The organism is Clostridium sp. UBA2485 (assembly GCF_002341865.1).
Taxonomy (GTDB): Bacteria; Bacillota; Clostridia; order Clostridiales; family Clostridiaceae; genus Clostridium_J.
On record NZ_DDOV01000002.1, the window covers coordinates 1 to 2,915 of the forward strand.

Below are 2,915 nucleotides of genomic sequence, written 5' to 3' on the forward strand. Positions count from 1 at the left end.
CTAGCAATATAAAATTGCTAGTAAATTTTTTAAAATTAGATTTTACTTAAAGGTCTTGTTAAAATTATACGGCTGCAACAAGCTGTAATATAAAATACAGCAAAAAATATTAAATATCCAAACTGACCTTTAGGAATTATATAAGTTTGTAAAAAGTATATTCCCATTATCAAGTTATCAAGAATATCAGTCCTGGGATATAAATTATATAATTTTTAATATTTGCTACTTTTAATATAAACTTAACATCACTAATAGGGTTAATTGCACCAAATGTAATATAACTTTCTAACTCAGCAAAGTTAGACATTATAAACAACAATAAAAATGTCATCATATATGGAGTTGGAGTTATAGCCTTTACCAATATTAAAATACTTACTAATATAAACATTGATAAGTTCATTAGTAATCCACCAGAATGAATTAATATTTGTTTATATTTGTCTAACATTTTTAATTTGTTTTCATCAAGTAATGGTGTCATAGGCAACTTTACTACTGGCAAATACCCTATTGATATAGGACTTTTACAAACACCAAATAACCATCCAAAAAATGCATGAGAAAATTCATGAAAAAATAATGTGATCCATACTGCTAAATAACCTATAGCTATATGAAGTATTCCCCCAAATAATATCTTCATATATTTTACCCCCTATAAACATAAAAATTTATTAAATACTAGCTGCAGCTTAACCCATTATATAAGTTAAATTATATATTTTTTCATTCTAATAAATTCAAAATCGTCGCCGTTTGTATGTTGAATATATTTTTCTACATATTTAAATCCTATTTTTTCATATAGTCTTATTGCTCTATGATTAAATGAAGCAACTGCTAACATTACATAGTCCTTCTTATAATCAAATTTTTCTACTGCAAAATCAATACCTGAGTTTACAAAATTAGCCCCTAGTCTTTTAGATGTTAATTCAGGTTTAAGTCCAAAACCTATCCACATAATGTCATCTTCAAAATAATAGGAATAGAATCCAACTAACTTATTTTCTTCATTTAACACTGCAAATTTATTTTTGCCCCATCTATCTTCAGTGAGAAATTCTTCTAAATCTTCTTCATCAGCAGTCATATCATAAAATGAAAATATGCCATCATACTTCCAATTGTATGCAATCTCATGAGCATATTCACTATTCATAGAAATAAATTTGAAATCCATAATTATTCCACCTTCTATAACATTCTAAAAATTATTGTAAAAATATAATATCGATGTGAGTAAAATTTATCTATATGCTGTACATACTATATAATTTTTTATTTGATATTAACATTTCTTAGAAAATATTTTAACCATAAAGGCTTAATTCTCATTATAACTATTTATTTTTTATCTCAATATCTCCTTGTGTTTTAATTGATATGTCTACTTTCGCAGTAGCATTATTTCCAACAGCTACTATTCTTGTTACACCTTTTTTTATATCTATTGTTGTTTCATTTTTTACACTATCGTCACCTAAGGTATGTTCAAAAATTTTTACAAGTTTTTTATCAGGAGTACATAAAAGCAGTTTATACTTTCCTTCTTTACTAAATTCAAAATTATAATTTAAAGTTATTTTCCCCGCTGATTTTGCATCTAAAACCCAATAATTAACTGCTCCATAATATCCAGCAATGCTTTCACTAATGTTATCCTTATTCTGCCTATCTAGCGCATATTCTGAATAATAGGCTCCACCACTATTATTAACTATTCTTTCTTCATCGTCGTAAATACTTTTAAACTCTTCACTTACTTCTTCAATATTTTTATTTGTGCTTTGTTCTCTAGTGGTTACTTCATTATGATTACAACCATTTAAAATTACTATAATTGAAATAATTATAAGTCCAAAAGTCATCATGGAATGTTTTTTCATTTATATTATCTCCTTTAAGATAGCAAATGTGGCGAACACTGTTCACCGCTANNTTAAGTTCCCCAGAGGTGGAAATTAGCATTTGTATTGCTAGTAAAAAACTAGCTTTATTAAAACAATTAGTGGTACAAAAATATACTAACCTACTATCTTATTGTTTTTGCTTAAGCTTATTATAAAATCCTTCTTTATCTGTCCATTGAATTAAGTCAATTTCAAATCCATCAGGATCTTTAATGTAAAATTGTCTTGAAAACTCTTTAACGATAATTTTTTCTTCTTTGTTAACATAACCCTTTATTTTTAAAGTATCTAATAGCTCATCTACATTTTCAACGAAGTAACCTATATGCCTAAAATTATGCTTATCTTCAACTTGGAAGCCTTCTCTTTCTGAAATGAATAGCTCATGTTTGTCACCTTTTAATATGGCATATTTTTTTCCATTTAATTTTATACCACTATCAATTAACTTATAATCAAGTGCATCTTCATAAAATAATATAAATTTATCTACATCTGATACATATCTATTTAGGTGATCTATAATCATAACATTTTCCTTCCTTTACATTTTATTATTTCGCATCTTCTTTAGGACAAACTTCATTTACATAATCCCAATACTCTCCAGGTGTTAGTGGTTTTGGTTCAGTAATCATTTCAGCTACTTTAGCAAGTTCTTTAATTTTATTTCTAAGCATTGGCTGCATACAATTTGGAACATGATCTTGATTAACTCTATGTATCATTACACATTCAAAACAATTTCCATGCCACTCACATTTAACTTTAGGGCATGGACACTTTGTGTATTTTCCTGATTTAATCATAGCTCTCAATTCTTTTATTACTTCTACATATTCTTCTTTTTCCATATATAATATCCTCCATTTTAGTAACATATTAAGATACTTGTCCTAATTACTTTCTTTAGTAATTCTACAAATAGACATCACATACCTTCCTAGTATATTGTACATTTAAAAGTAGCATAATAACACACTTATTACACTCCTA

The 2,915-nt window shown here is 26.8% G+C and carries 5 protein-coding genes; all 5 read right to left on the reverse strand.

The genetic code is table 11. The features are described from left to right. Positions 1-169: 169 nt before the first annotated feature. The 5 genes from B3603_RS00110 to B3603_RS00130 all read right to left on the reverse strand — a co-directional run bounded on the left by B3603_RS00110 (position 170) and on the right by B3603_RS00130 (position 2,773). Positions 170-649 (reverse strand): hypothetical protein, encoded by a 480-nt coding sequence (locus tag B3603_RS00110; RefSeq protein WP_291559335.1) that lies wholly within the window; start codon positions 647-649, stop codon positions 170-172. 66 nt (positions 650-715) lie between these two features. Beyond that, positions 716-1,189, reverse strand: a complete 474-nt coding sequence (locus B3603_RS00115; RefSeq protein WP_291559336.1) for a GNAT family N-acetyltransferase — start codon at positions 1,187-1,189, stop codon at positions 716-718. Positions 1,190-1,349: 160 nt separating this feature from the next. Further along, positions 1,350-1,895 carry a hypothetical protein gene (locus B3603_RS00120; protein WP_291559338.1) on the reverse strand — a complete coding sequence of 182 codons (546 nt, stop codon included), beginning with the start codon at positions 1,893-1,895 and terminating at the stop codon, positions 1,350-1,352. A gap of 151 nt (positions 1,896-2,046) precedes the next feature. Next, positions 2,047-2,448, reverse strand: a complete 402-nt coding sequence (locus B3603_RS00125) for a VOC family protein (protein ID WP_291559340.1) — start codon at positions 2,446-2,448, stop codon at positions 2,047-2,049. A 25-nt stretch (positions 2,449-2,473) separates the two neighbouring features. Then, positions 2,474-2,773 carry a hypothetical protein gene (locus B3603_RS00130; RefSeq protein WP_312579593.1) on the reverse strand — a complete coding sequence of 100 codons (300 nt, stop codon included), beginning with the start codon at positions 2,771-2,773 and terminating at the stop codon, positions 2,474-2,476. Between the last annotated feature and the right edge of the window lie 142 nt (positions 2,774-2,915).

Coding starts and splice junctions, on each gene's coding strand:
- B3603_RS00130 (WP_312579593.1), bottom strand. CDS start 2,773: ATGGAAAAAGAAGAATATGTAGAAGTAATAAAAGAATTGAGAGCTATG.
- B3603_RS00110 (WP_291559335.1), bottom strand. CDS start 649: ATGAAGATATTATTTGGGGGAATACTTCATATAGCTATAGGTTATTTA.
- B3603_RS00115 (WP_291559336.1), bottom strand. CDS start 1,189: ATGGATTTCAAATTTATTTCTATGAATAGTGAATATGCTCATGAGATT.
- B3603_RS00125 (WP_291559340.1), bottom strand. CDS start 2,448: ATGATTATAGATCACCTAAATAGATATGTATCAGATGTAGATAAATTT.
- B3603_RS00120 (WP_291559338.1), bottom strand. CDS start 1,895: ATGAAAAAACATTCCATGATGACTTTTGGACTTATAATTATTTCAATT.